Consider the following 17014-nt stretch of genomic DNA (forward strand, 5'->3'; position numbering starts at 1 on the left):
TGATTGGTTAAGGCTCCCAGTAGACGACTGGGTTGATAGGCCAGATGTGGAAGCCCGGTAACGGGTGGAGCTGACTGGTACTAATAGGCCGAGGGCTTGTCCTCAGTTGCTCGCGTCCACTGTGTTGGTTCTGAAATAACGAACGGCCGTGTTTTGATCCGGTGTTGGTTAATTTCATAGTGTTTCGGTGGTCATTGCGTTAGGGAAACGCCCGGTTACATTCCGAACCCGGAAGCTAAGCCTTTCAGCGCCGATGGTACTGCAGGGGGGACCCTGTGGGAGAGTAGGACGCCGCCGAACTCCTTTTAGGAAGAGCCCCGTGCCCTTGTGGCACGGGGCTCTTCTGCGTTTCCGGACCTCCTCGGCGCCTCTTGACCTCCGATAACCCTCGCGCCGGCCAGGTCAGGTGACGGTGTGCCAGGTGGTTTTGCGTACCCCTCGGATGAGGGTATGCTTTAGCTCGTTGCCGCAGGGCAGCAAGGCCCCAATAGCTCAGTCGGTAGAGCGTCTCCATGGTAAGGAGAAGGTCTGCGGTTCGATTCCGCATTGGGGCTCGGACAAACAAAAGGCCCCCGCCGCATGGCGGGGGCCTTTCATTTGTGCGGAGGGGGCGGCCTACGGGGCCGGGTGAGGCTCCGGGACGCGCATCGTCAGGATGGCCATGTCGTCCGACGGCGGGTCGGCGGCAAAGCGCTCGACGGCCCGGAGAATGCGTGCGGACACCGCCCCGGCCGTGAGCCCCGTGCAGTGGGCCAGCACATCCGCCAGGCCGTCGTCGCCGAGCATGCGCGTGCCCTCCCGGCGTTCCGTCACGCCGTCCGTGACGCACAGCAGCACGTCGCCCGGCTCCAGGGTCAGCGTCTGCTCGTACAGCTCCAGGTCCTCCAGGACGCCCAGCAGCGGCTGCGGGTCCGCCGCCGGCTCGACCGAGCCGTCCTGGCGCAGCCGCAGCGGCAACGGGTGACCGGCGCAGACGACCCTCAGGAGCGCACTGCCGTCCTCCTGCGGCCACAGCTCCCCGTAAAGAAGCGTGAGGAAGCGGCTGCGGGTCCCCTCGTCCAGGATGGCCGCGTTGAGCCGCTCCAGGACCGCGGGGCCGCCGAAGCCCTCCCGGGCCAGCAGGCGCAGCGCGTGGCGGGCCAGGCCCGTCACGGCCGCCGCCTCCGGCCCCGTACCGCAGACGTCGCCGATGGCGAAGCCGTAGGCGCCGTCCCGGATCGGGAAGACGTCGTAGAAGTCGCCGCCGACCTCGTTGCCCTCGCCGGCCGCGCGGTAGATGACGTCGACCTCCACGTTGGGGATGGCCGGCAGGCCCGGCGGCAGCAGGCTGCGCTGGAGGGACTGGCTGATCGCCGTGCGCTCCGAGTAGAGGCGGGCGTTGTCCAGGGCCAGGGCGGCCCGGCGGGACAGGTCCTCGGCCAGTTCCAGGATCTCCTGGCGGAAGTGGTCGTCGGACGGCTTGCCGAGCGTGAGCATGCCGATGACCCGGTTGCGGGCGACGAGCGGCAGGACCACCGTCTCCCCGCCCACCGCGGCCGCCGTGGCTAGCGTCGTACGGGTGCCGGAGTTCAGGCCGCCCGGGTCGCCGATGTCGATACTGCGCATCGACGTCCGCAGCGCTGCCTCGTGGGCGGCCTTCGAGGGCGCCGACCACACGCGGGCGCCCGGGGTGGGCACCGGCTCCGGCGGGTCGATCCGGGTGAGCAGGGCCTTGAGGCCGTCGATGAGGTCCTCGTCCTCGTGCAGCACGTAGGAGAGGTCCGGCTCCGACGACTGGTCGGCGATCGTGTAGACGGCGCACCACGTCGCCAGGGTCGGGACCGTCATCTGGGCCATCAGCGCCAGCGTCTGGTCCCGGTCCAGGGTGCCTGCCAGCAGGTCCGACGCCTCCACCAGGAAGGACAGGGAGCCGCGGCGCAGCCGCTCCAGCTCGCCCAGGCGCGCCGACTCGACCGCCAGCGCGATCCGGTCCGCGGCGAACTGGAGACGCAGCGCCTCCTCGTTCGAATACCGGCCGGCGGCCTCGGCGGCGACGCCCAGCGAGCCCGTGAGGCGTCCCTCGACCTTCAGCGGGACCGTGACCACCGAACGCATGCCGGTGTTGCCGAGCAGCGGCACGGCGCCCGGTACGGCGTCCAGGTCCTCGTGGACGGCGGGCATCCGCGCGGAGCCGTACCGTCCGGTGCCGGCCTCGACGGGGACGCGGGCGAAGCGCTGGCGGGCGGAGGGCAGGCCGGTCGTGGCCCGTACCTCCAGCTCGGTCTCGTCGTCCGTCGCCAGCAGCAGGAAGGCGGCGTCGGCATCGAGCATGTCGCGCGCCCGTTCGACGGTGCGCTGGAGCAGGCCGTCGAGGTCGTCGGGGGCGGGGGAGCCGATGAAGACCTCGAAGGGGTCCGTCTTGCGGCTCTCGGAAGCATCCGAGACCGGGGCTCGTACCGGGGACTGGAGGACCGCGCGCTCGTAGTCGCGCACCAGCAGGCAGACCGTCGAAGGCTCGCCCTGCGTATCGCGTACCCGCAGGTGGGAGCCGTAGACCGGAATGGTGCGGCCGTCGGCGCCCCGGATGCCGTAGCTGCCCTCCCAGCGGGAGAGGCGCAGGGCGTCCGCGATGCCCGTGTTGGTGCCCGGGGTCTGCGGCCAGGCCGTGAAGTCGGTGAGCTGCTTGCCGACGACCTGGTCCGCCGTGTACCCGAACAGGTACGCGGCGTCGTCGTTCCACGCGGCGACGGCGCCCGTGCTGTCGATCTGGACCACGGCGACCCTGACGCGTTCGTCGGTGACCGGGAGCAGACCGACGGGCAGCAGCGGGCCGGCGGAGCGGATGCCCACCGGGCGGTCGGGAAGATCGAGCTGGAACCAGACATGTTTGCGGGTGGGGGAGTATTCGACGCCCCACCGGGAAGCCAGCGCCGCGCACAGCAGCAGCCCGCGGCCGTTCTCGCTGTCGGAGCTGCCGAAGTTCAGCCCGGCCGACTGGAGCGGGACCTCCCGTTCCGGATAGTGGTCGGCGATCTCCACCCGGACGCCGTCTTCCGTACGCAGGCACAGCACATCGGCCGCCGTGCCCGCGTGGACCACCGCATTGGTGACGAGCTCGCTGGTCAGGACGACGGCGTCGTCCACGACGTCGGTGTATCCCCAGCCCTGGAGTGTGTCGCGGACAAAGGCACGGGCCGTTGCGACGGAGCGTGCCACCGGGTCGAAGGTGGCAGCCGCACGCGCCGTGATCACAGCACTCCCCATATGGTGTCTCGTCGCTTCCCCGAGTCCTGTGCCCGATTCTCGCCGCTTCGATTCGCCTGCCAGGCTAGACGCTCCCCGCACGCACCGGATACACGAGGGCCGACTTCGGACAGGCACGGGCGGGAACGGACCGGTGACCGACAAGGTCGGGCTTCCCCTGGGAGGGATGGGGGACAACCATGGGAGCTTGCACCCCGACCGGCCCCCGCCTGGTACGTTTCAACGATTTGACGTCCGCATGGTCACCCGTCGACGGTGGGCTGTGGCGGTGAGCCATGGAAGTTCTGGGCAAGCTCTCGGACGAGGTCCTAGCTAGATGGTCAACCCCTGCGGGAGGGACACGGTGGAGTCTGACGTGGCGGCGCGGGGATCAGGCACGCGCAGTAGAGGCGGACAGTCCGTGAAGAAGCAGCGCAATGGAACCGTCGAGGTCGACGCCGCGGCGCTGCACAGGCTGCTGGCCGGTCTGGTCGCCATGCGCGACGGGAACTTCCGCAGGCGGGTCACGGTCTCCGGCGAAGGCGTGATGGCGGAGCTCGCCGCGGTCTTCAACGAGGTCGCCGACCGCAATGTGCACCTCACGGGCGAGCTGGCGCGGGTGCGGCGCGTGGTGGGCCGCGAGGGCAAGCTCACCGAGCGGCTGGAGACGGGTGCCTGCGAGGGTTCCTGGGCGGCCGCCATCGACGCCTCCAACGAGCTGGTGGACGACCTCGCACGGCCGGTCTCCGAGGTCGGCCGGGTGCTGTCGGCGGTGGCCGACGGCGACCTCGAACAGCGGATGGAGCTGCGCTCCCACACGGCGGACGAGACGGTACGGCCGCTGCGCGGCGAATTCCTCAAGGTCGCCCGTACCGTCAACAACCTGGTCGATCAGCTGTCGGCGTTCACCGAGCAGGTGACGCGGGTCGCGGTCGAGGTGGGGACCGAGGGCAAGCTCGGCGGCCAGGCCCAGGTGCGCGGGATGTCCGGGTCGTGGAAGGACCTCACGGACTCCGTCAACACCATGGCGTACCGGCTGACCGCGCAGGTGCGCGACATCGCGCTGGTGACGACGGCGGTCGCCAAGGGCGACCTGTCGCGGAAGGTCACCGTCCATGTCGCCGGCGAGATGCTCCAGCTGAAGAACACCGTCAACACGATGGTCGACCAGCTGTCGTCGTTCTCCTCCGAGGTGACCCGCGTCGCCCGCGAGGTGGGCACCGAGGGCGAACTGGGCGGTCAGGCCACCGTGCCGGGCGTGGCCGGGGTGTGGAAGGACCTCACGGACTCCGTCAACACGATGGCCGGCAACCTCACCTCCCAGGTGCGCGGCATCGCGGAGGTGACGACTGCCGTCGCCAACGGTGACCTGTCGCAGAAGGTGCAGGTGAGCGCGCGCGGCGAGGTCGCCCAGCTCGCCGAGACGATCAACCAGATGACCGAGACGCTGCGCACCTTCGCGGACGAGGTCACCCGCGTGGCCAGCGAGGTCGGCGGCGAGGGCCTGCTCGGCGGGCAGGCGCAGGTGCCCGGCGCGGCCGGCACCTGGAAGGACCTCACCGACTCGGTGAACACGGTCTTCCGCAACCTGACGACGCAGGTGCGGGACATCGCCCAGGTGACCACGGCGGTGGCCAGCGGTGACATGACGCAGAAGGTCACCGTCAATGTGGCCGGCGAGATGCTGGAGCTGAAGAACACCGTCAACACGATGGTGGACCAGCTCCAGTCCTTCGGTTCGGAAGTGACCCGGGTGGCCCGGGAGGTCGGCGTCGAGGGCCGGCTCGGCGGGCAGGCCGAGGTGCCGGGCGCGGCGGGTACGTGGAAGGACCTCACGGACTCCGTGAACACGGCCTTCCGGAACCTGACCGGTCAGGTGCGGGACATCGCGCAGGTGACGACGGCGGTGGCCAACGGCGACCTGTCGCAGAAGGTCACCGTCGATGTCGCGGGCGAGATGCTGGAGCTGAAGAACACCGTCAACACGATGGTGGCGCAGCTCTCCTCGTTCGCCGACCAGGTGACGCGGATGGCTCGGGACGTGGGCACCGAGGGCCGCCTCGGCGGTCAGGCGCGCGTCGACGGCGTCTCCGGTACGTGGAAGGAGCTCACGGACTCCGTCAACTTCATGGCGGGCAACCTGACCTCCCAGGTGCGCCAGATCGCGCAGGTCACGACGGCGGTGGCGCGGGGTGACCTGTCGCAGAAGATCGACGTGGACGCGCGCGGCGAGATCCTGGAGCTGAAGAACACCATCAACACGATGGTCGACCAGCTCTCCGCCTTCGCGGACCAGGTGACCCGGGTGGCCCGCGAGGTGGGCACCGACGGGCGGCTCGGCGGCCAGGCGCAGGTCCCCGGCGTGGCGGGGGTGTGGCGGGATCTGACGGACTCCGTGAACGGCATGGCCGGCAACCTCACGGACCAGGTCCGCAGCATCGCGCAGGTCGCCACGGCGGTGGCGCGGGGCGACCTGTCGCAGAAGATCGACGTGGACGCCCGTGGCGAGATCCTGGAGCTGAAGAACACCCTCAACACGATGGTGGACCAGCTCTCGAACTTCGCCGAGCAGGTGACCCGGGTGGCCCGTGAGGTGGGTACGGAGGGCATGCTCGGCGGTCAGGCCGAGGTGCAGGGGGTGTCCGGTACGTGGAAGGACCTCACGCAGTCCGTCAACGGCATGGCCAACAACCTCACCCTCCAGGTGCGCAACATCGCCGAGGTGACGACGGCGGTCGCCAACGGTGACCTCTCCAAGAAGATCACGGTCGATGCCAAGGGCGAGATCCTCGAACTGGTGACGACGGTCAACACGATGGTCGACCAGCTGCTCAACTTCGCCGACGAGGTGACCAGGGTCGCCCGCGAGGTGGGCACCGAGGGCATCCTCGGCGGCCAGGCCCGGGTGCGCGGTGCGACGGGCATCTGGAAGGACCTCAGCGACAACGTCAACCTGATGGCCAACAACCTCACCAGCCAGGTGCGGAACATCTCCCGCGTCTCGTCGGCCGTCGCCAACGGCGACCTGACGAAGAAGGTCACCGTGGAGGCGCGCGGTGAGGTGGCCGAGCTGGCCGACACCGTCAACACGATGGTGACGACCCTGTCCTCCTTCGCGGACGAGGTGACCCGCGTCGCCCGCGAGGTGGGCACGGAGGGCGAGCTGGGCGGCCAGGCACGCGTCCCGGGCGTCTCGGGTACGTGGAAGGACCTGACCGAGTCGGTGAACTCGATGGCGTCCAATCTGACGGGCCAGGTGCGCCAGATCGCCACCGTCACCACCGCCATCGCCAAGGGCGACCTCACCAAGAAGATCGACATCGACGCGCGCGGTGAGATCCAGGAGCTCAAGAACACCATCAACACGATGGTCGACCAGCTGTCGTCGTTCGCCGAGCAGGTGACCCGGGTCGCCCGCGAGGTGGGCACCGAGGGCCAGCTCGGCGGCCAGGCGCGGGTGCGGGACGTGGACGGCACCTGGCGCGACCTCACCGAGTCGGTGAACGAGATGGCCGGGAACCTGACCCGTCAGGTGCGGGCCATCGCGGCCGTCGCCACGGCGGTGACCCGGGGTGATCTCAACCTCAAGATCGATGTGGACGCGGCGGGCGAGATCCAGGCCCTCCAGGACAACATCAACACCATGATCGCGAACCTGCGCGACACCACCGCCACCAACAAGGAGCAGGACTGGCTCAAGGGCAATCTCGCCCGGATCTCCGGTCTGATGCAGGGGCGGCGCGACCTGGACGACGTGGCCTCGCTGATCATGAGCGAGCTGACCCCGGTCGTGTCCGCGCAGCACGGCGCGTTCTTCCTGGCCACGCCCACCGGCGAGACCGACGCGCTGGGCGGCGAGGGCGAGGGGGCGTACGAGCTGCGCATGCGGGGCAGCTACGGCTACTCGGCGGGCTCCATGCCCACGTCCTTCCGGCCGGGGGAGACGCTCATCGGCACGGCCGCCGAGGAGAAGCGGACGATCCAGGTGGACAACGTGCCGCCGGGCTACCTGAAGATCTCCTCCGGGCTCGGCGAGGCGCCGCCCGCGCATGTGATCGTGCTGCCGGTGCTCTTCGAGGGCAAGGTGCTCGGTGTGATCGAACTGGCCTCGTTCCAGCCGTTCACGCACATTCAGCGGGACTTCCTCAACCAGCTCGCCGAAATGATCGCGACGAGCGTCAACACCATCAGCGTCAACACGACGACCGAGAAGCTGCTGGAGCAGTCCCAGGAGCTGACCGAGCAACTGCGCGACCGCTCGCAGGAATTGGAGAACCGGCAGAAGGCCCTCCAGGCGTCCAACGCCGAACTGGAGGAGAAGGCCGAGCTGCTGGCCCGGCAGAACCGCGACATCGAGGTCAAGAACACCGAGATCGAGGAGGCGCGGCAGGTCCTGGAGGAGCGCGCCGAACAGCTGGCCGTCTCGATGCGCTACAAGTCCGAGTTCCTGGCGAACATGTCGCACGAGCTGCGCACGCCGCTGAACTCGCTGCTCATCCTGGCCAAGTTGCTCGCGGACAACGCCGAGGGCAATCTCTCGCCGAAGCAGGTGGAATTCGCCGAGACGATCCACGGGGCCGGTTCGGACCTGCTCCAGCTGATCAACGACATCCTCGACCTGTCGAAGGTCGAGGCGGGCAAGATGGACGTCAGCCCGACCCGGATCGCCCTGGTGCAGCTGGTCGACTACGTGGAGGCGACGTTCAGGCCGCTCACCGCGGAAAAGGGGCTGGATTTCTCCGTTCGCGTGTCGCCGGAGCTGCCGGCCACGCTGCACACCGACGAGCAGCGGCTGCTCCAGGTGCTGCGCAACCTCCTCTCCAACGCGGTGAAGTTCACCGACAGCGGGGCCGTGGAGCTGGTGATCCGGCATGCGGGACAGGAGGTGCCGGACGCCATTCGCGAGCAGTTGCTGGAGGCCGGTTCGCTGCGGGACGCGGACAGCGACCTGATCGCCTTCTCGGTGACCGACACGGGCATCGGGATCGCGGCGAGCAAGATGCGGGTGATCTTCGAGGCGTTCAAGCAGGCGGACGGGACGACCAGCCGCAAGTACGGCGGTACGGGCCTCGGCCTCTCCATCAGCCGCGAGATCGCGCGGTTGCTGGGCGGGGAGATCCACGCGGCGAGCGAGCCGGGCCGTGGTTCGACGTTCACGCTGTACCTCCCGCTGCACCCGAGCGAACTCCCGCCGCAGGGCTACCCGCAGCTCGGCCCCGGGTCCGCCGAGGGCCAGACCGGCGCGGTGGAGGGCGGCCGGACGCCGGAGGCCGGACAGGTGTACGTGCCGGGCACCCCGGACGTCGCCCAGGCCGTGCCGAGGCCGGGCGCCGGGCAGCAGGAGCCCGGTGGCGCGGCGGGGCTGCTGAGGCGCCGTCGCAAGGCGCTGGGAGGCGGGCAGCAGCAGCCCGCGCTGCCGCCGCGCCCCGCCGCCCCCGCTCCGCAGCCGGCCCAGGCCCCGGGGCAGGAGTCGTGGACGCTCGGCGGGCAGGACGAGCCGGAGGCGCGCAGGACCTTCCGGTTCAGCGGCGAGAAGGTGCTGATCGTCGACGACGACATCCGTAACGTCTTCGCGCTCACCAGCGTGCTGGAGCAGCACGGGCTGACGGTTCTCTACGCCGAGAACGGGCGCGAGGGCATCGAAGTCCTGGAGCAGCACGACGATGTGACGGTCGTACTGATGGACATCATGATGCCGGAGATGGACGGCTACGCGACGACCTCGGCGATCCGCAGGATGCCGCAGTTCTCCGGTCTGCCGATCGTGGCGCTGACCGCGAAGGCGATGAAGGGCGACCGGGAGAAGGCGCTCGAGTCGGGTGCGTCGGACTATGTCACCAAGCCGGTCGACCCCGACCATCTGCTTTCGGTCATGGAGCAATGGATGCGCGGAGAGTGATCGTTGTTGAGCGAATCCATGATGATTTGTTGACTAGCTGTGTCCGAAGGAGTGTGGGGACGCGGATTACGGGGAACCTTCTGGTCTCCCGCCGCGTTTCCGGTGCGTGCACAGTGACATCGCGGTGACAGGGTGTGGTGACCGCCGGGGTGCGGTTACCATGACCGGCACAAGGACGGACGGCGTAAGGGAGTCGTCCCCCGGGGCGGCGCCCGGTGCGATTCCGGGGCGAGGAGGACGGGCCATGGTGCAGAAGGCCAAGATCCTCCTGGTCGATGACCGGCCGGAGAATCTGCTGGCGCTGGAGGCCATCCTCTCTGCGCTCGATCAGACACTGGTACGGGCATCGTCAGGGGAGGAGGCGCTCAAAGCGCTGCTCACGGACGACTTCGCGGTCATTCTGCTGGACGTCCAGATGCCAGGCATGGACGGTTTTGAAACCGCCGCGCACATCAAGCGACGGGAGCGGACCCGGGACATCCCGATCATCTTCCTGACCGCGATCAACCACGGCCCGCACCACACCTTCCGGGGTTACGCGGCCGGCGCGGTGGACTACATCTCGAAGCCGTTCGACCCGTGGGTGCTGCGGGCCAAGGTCTCGGTTTTCGTCGAGCTGTACATGAAGAACTGCCAGCTGAGGGAGCAGGCGGCGCTGCTGCGGCTCCAGCTGGAGGGCAGTGGCAACGCGAGCGCCCCGCAGGAGAAGGAGCCCGCAGGGCTGCTGGCCGAGCTCTCCGCGCGGCTCGCGGCCGTCGAGGAGCAGGCGGAGGCGCTGTCCAAGCAGTTGGACGACGAGTCGGCGGACGCCGGAGCGGTGGCCACGGCCGCCCACCTCGAACGCAAACTGACCGGTCTGCGCCGGGCGCTGGACGCCCTGGAGCCGGGCACCGGCGGCGCTTCGGCGCCCGTTCCCTCGTAACGGCGGTGCGGCGCACCCGTTCCCTCGTAACGGCGGTGCGGCGCACCCGCCTTGCGGGCACGGCCCCTTGGGGCGGGTGAGGGGACAACCGGCCGGCGGCCACGGGCGTTCGACGCCCGTGCGCCGGTGAGGGCGCGTCAGTTCGCGGCCACCGTAGGACGACACGGACGGGTGAACCTGTACGCGCACGTGTTCACCGGCGTGCACACCGGTAACCTCGGCCCCATGGCCTCACGTACGTCCGGCAAGGGTTCCCAGGGCACGGCGGGCACCGCGAAGCGCGTCGGCGGTGGCCCGGGCCCGGCGAAGAAAGCCGCGCCCGCCAAGAAGACCGCAGCCAAGAAGACCGCTCCCGCGAAGAAGGCGCCCGTAAAGAAGGCGGCGGCCAAGAAGGCCGCCCCGCCGCCGGCGCCGTCCCCCACCAACGGGGTGTACCGGCTGGCGCGGGCCGTCTGGCTCGGCGCGGCCCACGGCGTCGGCGCGATGTTCCGCGGCATAGGGCGCGGCGCCAAGGGGCTCGACCCCGCCCACCGCAAGGACGGCGTCGCGCTGCTGCTGCTCGGCCTCGCGCTGATCGTCGCGGCGGGCACCTGGTCGAACCTGCGCGGTCCCGTGGGCGACCTCGTGGAGATGCTCGTGACCGGCGCCTTCGGCCGGCTCGACCTGCTCGTGCCGATACTGCTGGGTGCCATCGCCGTGCGGCTGATCCTCTATCCGGAGAAGCCCGAGGCCAACGGCCGCATCGTCATCGGCCTCTCGGCCCTGGTCATCGGCGTGCTCGGCCAGGTCCACATCGCCTGCGGCTCGCCCGGGCGCGACGAGGGCACCGAGGCCATGCAGGACGCCGGCGGGCTCATCGGCTGGGCCGCGTCCAAGCCGCTGATCTTCGCCATGGGCGAGGTGCTGGCCGTCCCCCTGCTCCTGCTGCTCACCGTCTTCGGCCTGCTGGTCGTCACGGCCACGCCGGTGAACGCCATCCCGCAGCGGCTGCGGCTGCTCGGCGTCAAGCTGGGAATCATCGAGCCGGCCCCCGACCCCGAGGCGCAGGGGGAGGGCGACGACGAACGGTACGACGAGCAGTGGCGCGAGGCACTGCCCGCCCGCTCGCGCCGCTCCCCGGCGCGCCGCACCGAGGCGTCCGAGGAGTACGACCCGGACCTGGCGGAGACCGAGGCGCTCACCAAGCGCCGCAGGCCGCGCAGGGCCTCGGTGCAGCCCGCGATGAACCGGCCCATGGACGCGGTGGACGTGGCGGCCGCCGCTGCCGCCGCGCTCGACGGGGCCGTGCTCAACGGCATGCCGCCCTCGCCGGTCGTCGCCGATCTGACCCAGGGCGTCTCGGTGGACCGCGAGCGTGCGGGCACGCCGGTGCCGGGCGCCAGGGAGGCGGAGCCGGTCAAGAGGCCCGCCGGGAAGCCGGCCGAGTCCGCCCCGGCCGGTGGCGTACCCGATCTGACCAAGCCGGTCCCCGACCGCTCCGCGTCGCAGCCGCTGCCCGCCCGCGCCGAACAGCTCCAGCTCTCCGGCGACATCACCTACGCGCTGCCCTCGCTCGACCTGCTGGAGCGCGGTGGGCCCGGCAAGACGCGCAGCGCCGCCAACGACGCGATCGTCGCCTCGCTGACCAACGTCTTCACCGAGTTCAAGGTCGACGCCGCCGTCACCGGCTTCACCCGGGGGCCGACGGTGACGCGGTACGAGGTGGAGCTCGGCCCGGCCGTGAAGGTCGAGCGGATCACCGCGCTCGCCAAGAACATCGCGTACGCCGTCGCCAGCCCCGACGTCCGCATCATCTCGCCGATCCCGGGGAAGTCCGCGGTCGGCATCGAGATCCCGAACTCGGACCGCGAGATGGTCAACCTCGGCGACGTGCTGCGGCTCGCGGACGCGGCGGAGGACGACCACCCGATGCTGGTCGCGCTCGGCAAGAACGTCGAGGGCGGCTACGAGATGGCCAACCTCGCGAAGATGCCGCACGTCCTGGTGGCCGGTGCGACCGGTTCCGGTAAGTCCTCCTGCATCAACTGCCTGATCACCTCGGTCATGGTGCGGGCGACGCCGGAGGACGTCCGGATGGTCCTGGTCGACCCGAAGCGCGTCGAGCTGACCGCGTACGAGGGCATCCCGCACCTGATCACGCCGATCATCACCAACCCCAAGAAGGCCGCCGAGGCCCTCCAGTGGGTCGTACGGGAGATGGATCTGCGCTACGACGACCTCGCGGCGTTCGGCTACCGGCACATCGACGACTTCAACCACGCGGTGCGCACCGGCAAGCTCAAGACGCCCGAGGGCAGCGAACGGGAGCTCTCGCCGTACCCGTATCTGCTGGTGATCGTGGACGAGCTGGCCGACCTGATGATGGTCGCCCCGCGCGACGTCGAGGACTCGATCGTCCGCATCACCCAGCTGGCCCGCGCCGCCGGTATCCACCTGGTCCTCGCCACACAGCGCCCCTCGGTGGACGTCGTCACCGGTCTGATCAAGGCGAACGTGCCCTCCCGGCTCGCCTTCGCCACCTCCTCGCTCGCCGACAGCCGCGTCATCCTGGACCAGCCCGGCGCGGAGAAGCTCATCGGAAAGGGTGACGGGCTGTTCCTGCCGATGGGGGCGAACAAGCCGACCCGTATGCAGGGCGCCTTCGTCACCGAGGACGAGGTCGCGGCGGTGGTCCAGCACTGCAAGGACCAGATGGCCCCCGTCTTCCGCGACGACGTGGTGGTCGGCACCAAGCAGAAGAAGGAGATCGACGAGGACATCGGCGACGACCTGGACCTGCTGTGCCAGGCCGCCGAGCTGGTCGTCTCCACCCAGTTCGGGTCGACCTCGATGCTCCAGCGCAAGCTGCGCGTCGGCTTCGCCAAGGCCGGCCGGCTGATGGACCTGATGGAGTCGCGCAACATCGTCGGGCCGAGCGAGGGCTCCAAGGCCCGCGACGTCCTCGTGAAACCCGACGAGCTCGACGGGGTGTTGGCACAGATCCGTGGGGAAACCGCCTCGTAAGGGTTTCCCGGGCAACCGTTTCGCCGGGTCACACGTCAAGGTGAGGGGAGGGACAGAGAACGTCCTTCCCCGGGGCGGCCCGGCGAATCCGGCTCTGTTCGAATCTGATGGCGTACAAAGTCCTCCCGCCCGGTTGCCCCTCCCTTTCGTACCCCCCCTAGACTGAACACCCAGCAGGTGGCTCACGCTCGAAAGGCGCCCCCGTGTCCATCGGCAACTCCCCCGAAGACGACCGGCCTTCGATCGGTCGAGTGCTTCAGCAGGCTCGTCTCGCCGCAGGTCTCACGGTCGAAGAGGTCAGCACGTCCACCCGGGTGCGCATCCCCATCGTGCACGCGGTCGAGCAGGACGACTTCTCCCGCTGCGGCGGCGACGTGTACGCCCGCGGCCACATCCGGACGCTGGCGCGTGCGGTCGGCGCCGATCCGGAACCCCTGGTCACGCAGTACGACGCCGAGCACGGCGGCCGTCCCGCGCCCACTCCGGCGGCCCCGCTGTTCGAGGCCGAGCGCATCCGTTCCGAACCCCGCCGGCCCAACTGGACGGCGGCCATGGTCGCGGCGATCGTCGCCGTGATCGGCTTCGTCGGCTTCACCTTCCTCAAGGGCGGTGACGAACCCTCGACCGCCGGCCGTGTCGCCGAGGGTCCGACGTCCGACAAGATCGCCCCGAAGCCCTCCACCAGCAAGCCCGCCGACCCCAAGCCGGCGCCCTCCGACAGCGCAATCGCCGCGGCGCCCCAGGACAAGGTCACGGTCAAGCTCAGCGCCACCCAGGGCAAGAGCTGGATCTCGGCCAAGGACCACAACGGCCGCTCCCTCTTCGACGGAACGCTTCAGCAGGGCCAGTCGAAGACCTTCCAGGACAAGGAGCGCGTCGACCTCGTCCTCGGCAACGCCGGATCGATCGAGCTGTTCGTCAACGGCAAGAAGGTCGAGGACCAGTTCCAGCCCGGACAGGTCGAGCGGCTCTCGTACACCAAGGGCGACCCCGAGGTCGGCTGAGCGGCCACCCCGGAAACACTGCGGCGCGGCGAGCGCCCGGCCACCGTGCCGGGCGCTCGCCGTCTTCGTCACTCCCTGTAACGGCCCAACCCTGCGCGGCGGGGCCAGTGCCGGGACAAAGTAGTCTTGAGTCCATGCCCGAACGCCGTACCGTCGCCCTTGTCACTCTTGGCTGCGCCCGTAACGAGGTGGACTCGGAGGAGCTCGCAGGCCGCTTGGCAGCGGACGGCTGGGAGCTCGTCGAGAACGCCTCCGATGCCGATGTCGCCGTGGTCAACACCTGTGGGTTCGTCGAAGCCGCCAAGAAGGACTCCGTCGATGCCCTGCTCGAAGCCAATGATCTGAAGGACCACGGCCGCACCCAGGCCGTCGTCGCCGTCGGCTGCATGGCCGAGCGCTACGGCAAGGACCTCGCCGAGGCCCTGCCCGAGGCGGACGGAGTCCTCGGTTTCGACGACTACACCGACATCTCCGACCGCCTCCAGACCATCCTCAGCGGCGGCATCCACGCCTCCCACACCCCCCGCGACCGCCGCAAGCTGCTCCCGATCAGCCCGGCCGAACGGCAGGACGCCGCGGTCGCGCTGCCCGGCCACGCGCAGGAGGCCGCCCCGGCCCCCGCCGACCTCCCGGAGGGCGTCGCCCCGGTCTCCGGGCCGCGCGCGCCCCTGCGCCGGCGGCTGGGCACCAGCCCCGTCGCCTCGGTCAAGCTGGCCTCCGGCTGCGACCGCCGGTGCTCCTTCTGCGCCATCCCGTCCTTCCGCGGCTCCTTCATCTCCCGGCGCCCCTCGGACGTGCTGGGCGAGACCCGCTGGCTGGCCGAGCAGGGCGTCAAGGAGGTCATGCTCGTCTCCGAGAACAACACCTCGTACGGCAAGGACCTCGGTGACATCCGTCTCCTGGAGACGCTGCTGCCCGAACTCGCGGACGTCGACGGCATCGAGCGCATCCGGGTCAGCTATCTGCAGCCCGCCGAGATGCGGCCCGGCCTGATCGACGTCCTCACCTCGACGCCCAAGGTCGCGCCCTACTTCGACCTGTCCTTCCAGCACTCCGCGCCCGGCGTGCTGCGGGCGATGCGCCGCTTCGGCGACACCGACCGCTTCCTGGAGCTGCTGGACACCATCCGGAGCAAGGCGCCGCAGGCGGGGGCCCGCTCCAACTTCATCGTGGGCTTCCCCGGCGAGACCGAGGACGACCTCGCGGAGCTGGAACGGTTCCTCACCGGCGCGCGCCTCGACGCGATCGGCGTCTTCGGCTACTCCGACGAGGAGGGCACCGAAGCGGTCGGCTACGAGAACAAGCTGGACGCCGACGTCATCGCGGAGCGCCTCGCGCACATCTCGCAGCTCGCCGAGGAACTGACCTCGCAGCGGGCCGAGGAGCGCATGGGGGAATCGCTCCAGGTGCTGGTCGAGTCCGTGGAACCCACCGAGGAAGAGCCGCGCGCCGTCGGGCGCGCCGCGCACCAGGCGCCCGAAACGGACGGCCAGGTGCTCTTCACCACACGCGAGGGCCTTGTCCCGGGCCGTATGGTCGAGGCAAAGGTGGTGGGCACCGAAGGCGTGGACCTGATCGCCGAGTGCAGTGAGCTTGTGGAGGTAGCCAGATGACCGGAGTCCCGGCATCCGCGGCGGGCGGCTCCGGCTCGACGCCGGTCCGCGGCGGAAAGCTGGGCGCCGCTGCGGTCGATCAGGCCAGTCTGTGGAACATCGCCAACCTTCTGACGATGGCCCGGCTCGTGCTCGTCCCCGGCTTCGTGGTGCTGCTGCTCCACAACGGCGGCTACGACCCGGCCTGGCGCTCCTTCGCCTGGGCCGCCTTCGCCATCGCCATGATCACCGACCTGTTCGACGGGCACCTGGCCCGTACGTACAACCTGGTCACCGATTTCGGGAAGATCGCCGACCCGATAGCGGACAAGGCGATCATGGGTGCGGCGCTGGTCTGCCTGTCGTATCTCGGCGACCTGCCGTGGTGGGTCACGGGTGTGATCCTCTTCCGCGAGATCGGCATCACGCTGATGCGGTTCTGGGTGATCCGGCACGGCGTCATTCCGGCCAGTCGCGGCGGCAAGATGAAGACGCTGGCGCAGGGCACGGCGGTCGGGATGTACGTGCTGGCCCTGACCGGGCCGCTGGCCACCCTGCGCTTCTGGGTGATGGCGGTGGCCGTCGTGCTGACGGTCGTCACCGGTCTCGACTACGTCCGCCAGGCCGTGGTGCTGCGGCGCCAGGGGCTTGCGGCGGAGCGTGCGGCCGAGGGGCCGCAGGGCGCTGCCGAGGGCGCCGAGCCGGTCGCCGGAGCGGCCGGGGCCCGTGGTGCGGCGGAGGCCCGTGGCGCGGCGGAGGCCGAGCGGTGACCGCCGCGGGGCGGGTGCTGCGGCTGCTGGTGGCGCGGGGGGAGACCCTGGCCGTCGCGGAGTCGCTGACCGGCGGCCTGGTCGCGGCCGAACTGACATCCGTGCCCGGTGCCTCACAGGCATTCCGCGGGTCCGTCACGGCTTACGCGACCCCCCTCAAGAGTGAAGTCCTGGGGGTGGACGCGGCCCTTCTCGCGGAGCGCGGGGCGGTGGACGCCGAGGTCGCGCGCCAGATGGCAGCAGGCGCACGCCGGGTTCTGGGCGCAGACTGGGGAGTGGCGACCACCGGAGTCGCCGGCCCCGAGCCGCAGGACGGACAGCCCGTAGGAACCGTCTTCGTCGCGGTCAGCGGCCCGCGGGGCACCGGGAAAGTGGCCGCACTGCGGTTGAACGGCGACCGGGCGGACATCCGTAAAGAGAGCGTACGAAGTGCGCTCGACCTGCTCTCGGGCGAACTCCATGAGAATGCGAGCGCACAGGATACGGAAGAGAACGGGGGGAATTGATGTTTGCAGCCCTGAGTGAACACGACATCGCTCCCCGCACGGCCGCAGCGCTAGGCGGTACGGTGGGGCGTGAAGGATGCGGCTACGCGGTCCGAG

The 17014-nt window shown here is 70.0% G+C and carries 8 protein-coding genes, 1 tRNA gene and 2 rRNA genes; 10 read left to right on the forward strand and 1 reads right to left on the reverse strand.

All coding sequences use genetic code 11. The features are described from left to right. The 3 genes from E6R18_RS03850 to E6R18_RS03860 all read left to right on the forward strand — a co-directional run. Positions 1-104, forward strand: a 23S ribosomal RNA gene (locus tag E6R18_RS03850); the annotation flags it as partial. A gap of 79 nt (positions 105-183) precedes the next feature. After that, a 5S ribosomal RNA gene (rrf, locus tag E6R18_RS03855) occupies positions 184-300 on the forward strand. A 181-nt stretch (positions 301-481) separates the two neighbouring features. Beyond that, positions 482-554 (forward strand) — tRNA-Thr (locus tag E6R18_RS03860). A gap of 61 nt (positions 555-615) precedes the next feature. On the opposite strand, the gene E6R18_RS03865 is transcribed toward E6R18_RS03860, so the two are convergent. Next, positions 616-3231: a SpoIIE family protein phosphatase gene (locus E6R18_RS03865; RefSeq protein WP_136315412.1), complete on the reverse strand. Its 2616-nt coding sequence runs from the start codon at positions 3229-3231 to the stop codon at positions 616-618. A gap of 412 nt (positions 3232-3643) precedes the next feature. Here E6R18_RS03865 and E6R18_RS03870 point away from each other — a divergent pair, with 412 nt between their 5' ends. The 7 genes from E6R18_RS03870 to E6R18_RS03900 all read left to right on the forward strand — a co-directional run bounded on the left by E6R18_RS03870 (position 3644) and on the right by E6R18_RS03900 (position 16918). Further along, the gene (locus E6R18_RS03870; protein WP_206308209.1) at positions 3644-9121 is read left to right on the forward strand and encodes a HAMP domain-containing protein; all 5478 of its coding nucleotides are present in this window, start codon (positions 3644-3646) and stop codon (positions 9119-9121) included. A 244-nt stretch (positions 9122-9365) separates the two neighbouring features. After that, a complete protein-coding gene (locus E6R18_RS03875) occupies positions 9366-10043 on the forward strand; it encodes a response regulator (protein ID WP_136315413.1) in 678 nt (225 codons plus the stop codon). 225 nt (positions 10044-10268) lie between these two features. After that, complete coding sequence (locus E6R18_RS03880; RefSeq protein WP_136315414.1) at positions 10269-13046, forward strand: DNA translocase FtsK; 2778 nt, start codon at positions 10269-10271, stop codon at positions 13044-13046. 203 nt (positions 13047-13249) lie between these two features. Then, positions 13250-14050: a helix-turn-helix domain-containing protein gene (locus E6R18_RS03885; RefSeq protein WP_136315415.1), complete on the forward strand. Its 801-nt coding sequence runs from the start codon at positions 13250-13252 to the stop codon at positions 14048-14050. Between the two features lie 134 nt (positions 14051-14184). After that, positions 14185-15663 carry a 30S ribosomal protein S12 methylthiotransferase RimO gene (gene rimO, locus E6R18_RS03890; RefSeq protein ID WP_136315416.1) on the forward strand — a complete coding sequence of 493 codons (1479 nt, stop codon included), beginning with the start codon at positions 14185-14187 and terminating at the stop codon, positions 15661-15663. Beyond that, positions 15660-16412 (forward strand): CDP-diacylglycerol--glycerol-3-phosphate 3-phosphatidyltransferase, encoded by a 753-nt coding sequence (gene pgsA / locus E6R18_RS03895; RefSeq protein WP_136315417.1) that lies wholly within the window; start codon positions 15660-15662, stop codon positions 16410-16412. Before rimO ends, pgsA begins: the two co-directional genes overlap by 4 nt. Continuing rightward, on the forward strand, positions 16409-16918 hold the full coding sequence (locus E6R18_RS03900) for a nicotinamide-nucleotide amidohydrolase family protein (protein ID WP_136315418.1): 510 nt from the start codon (positions 16409-16411) through the stop codon (positions 16916-16918). Before pgsA ends, E6R18_RS03900 begins: the two co-directional genes overlap by 4 nt. Positions 16919-17014 lie beyond the last annotated feature (96 nt).

This window comes from Streptomyces sp. A1277 (genome assembly GCF_004795015.1).
GTDB lineage: Bacteria > Actinomycetota > Actinomycetes > Streptomycetales > Streptomycetaceae > Streptomyces.